The organism is Treponema porcinum (assembly GCF_900167145.1).
Classification (GTDB): domain Bacteria; phylum Spirochaetota; class Spirochaetia; order Treponematales; family Treponemataceae; genus Treponema_D; species Treponema_D porcinum.
Genome location: NZ_FUWG01000028.1, coordinates 1 through 1,909, shown reverse-complemented (window position 1 = coordinate 1,909; position 1,909 = coordinate 1). Strand labels below are relative to the sequence as shown.

The window sequence follows — 1,909 nt, the reverse complement described above, 5'->3', positions numbered from 1 at the left end:
CTTCCGCTCCGTCCATATGCACGAGCCTGTGTGAACATGTCATTAAGCTCTGACATTTTTATGAAGTAAGTCTTAAGCTTATGCTGACAGCATTCATAACCGTAAGCCATGGCAATATGAGTTTTTCCGGTTCCCGCTGGCCCGATAAGCGCGACATTCTTGTGCGAATAAAGGGTCGAAAGTGACTGCAAGCCTTCCAGCTGGCTAACGTTCTTACCGTGAACCTGACTGAAATCAAAATTCTCGAATGTCTTCGGGGATTTCAGCGGAAGTTTGCTCAATCTGAGCATCATCTGAATTGAAGCCTCGTTGTTGCGTTTCTCAAGGAATGTAAACATCCGCATAACTGCATCAATGTCCGCATTCGAAAAATCATTATCAAGAATGAAGGTTGAAAGTTCTTCTTCTGTCATCTTTACTTTAAGGCTGTCAAAGCAGCGCATTATCAGGTTTAATTTTGTATCATCCATATATCATCACTCGAAATTAAATTTGTTGAATCCGTCAGCAGTATCATCCTCAAGAGCCTGCTGCACGATTGCCTTTACCGGTGCCGTAGGAAATTCTTCCGGCTGTTCGGGTTTTGCGTACTGGTCGTGGCAGAACGAATCCCTTCTGCTCCAGGTCACATTGTGGGTGACAAGGCATCTTGTCATGTCGTCAGAATAAATTGACAGGATTCTGTCAGTTCTGTTCACACGTACGATGCTCTGGCCATAGGAATACGGAACTCCAAACCGACGTCCTTCATATGTGACAAAGCCGTCAAAGCTGATTTTTCGTTCCGGAAACAGATAAAGCAGTATCGCCGGCTCCTTTAGAAGCGGCTGGCAGATTTTACGGCAGTTATCCTGATGGGTCACGACAGGAAATCCTTCGATTTCTTTTCTGTAAAGGCTGTTCTTGTCACTGCACCACTGCAGAGCCTGCTCGTTGAGGTCGGTGACATTCACGAACTGACGCCCTGCAATGAAATTTTCCTTGACGAACCTGACAAGACGCTCAACCTTGCCTTTCGTAAAAGGATGCCGAGGCTTGCATAATTTAGTTTCAAAGCCTACAGCCTTCATGAATGCTTCATAGTCGTGATTCCAGACAGGCCGGCCCTCAAAATCCCTTTTGATGACTACGGACTTCATGTTGTCCGTAAGGACTTTTTGAGGAATTCCCATATACTGAAACGAATGAATCATTCCTATGAAGAGATTTTCCTGTTTTGCGTTCGGAAAGAATTCAATGTATTTCATTCCGCAGTGATGACAGATCATCGCAAAACATGCCACCTGATATTCAAGCCCTGAATAATCACGAACCTTCACAAAGCCCCAGTCCATCTGGAATGCTTCCCCGGGTTTCGTGAAATATCTCAAACCCCTGCTTCCCTGCGGTTCGACAGCGTACCTTTTGGGCGGAAGCAGATTTTTATTCGCGGCGACATAGCGTTTTATGCCGCTCAGGCTTCCTTTGTAGCCGACTTCTTTCAGACGGTCATAAATAACGGATGTATTCTTCACGCCCTGGCGGAGCAGATTGTTCGCAACGGACTTATAACCTGTCATCACGGTCTTTAAAGCTTTTCTTCCCATGAGTGCATGAGGTTTTTCTTTGAAATTATTGGATTTTAATCTTCGGAGTTTTGCACGGCTGATTCCGGTTCTTCTCTCAAGCTCCGAAAGGTTGACTTTTGCAAGGTCAAAACAATCCCCTTGCTCCATCTTCATATCTTGGAGCGCTTGTGTTAAACTGACTGTGAAGTCATTATCATTTTTCATATTCCTCCCTGACTGAGTTTCTGGTTACTATTCAGTTTAGAGAGTTTTATTTGATTTGATAATGGCTTTTTTAATTGAACTTATTTTTGGCGATTTCCACTGGACTTAGGTGTGGCTGAAATCGGCGAACTCTAACA

General features: G+C 44.3%; 2 protein-coding genes. Both read right to left on the bottom strand.

Annotated features, from left to right (window positions below; all coding sequences use genetic code 11):
• On the bottom strand, positions 1-470 hold a 470-nt coding region (locus B5D55_RS11345; protein ID WP_200805325.1), incomplete at its 3' end, for an ATP-binding protein.
• Positions 471-476: 6 nt separating this feature from the next.
• Positions 477-1,772, bottom strand: coding sequence for an IS21 family transposase (gene istA / locus B5D55_RS11340; RefSeq protein WP_078934116.1), 1,296 nt, complete (start codon positions 1,770-1,772; stop codon positions 477-479).
• Positions 1,773-1,909 lie beyond the last annotated feature (137 nt).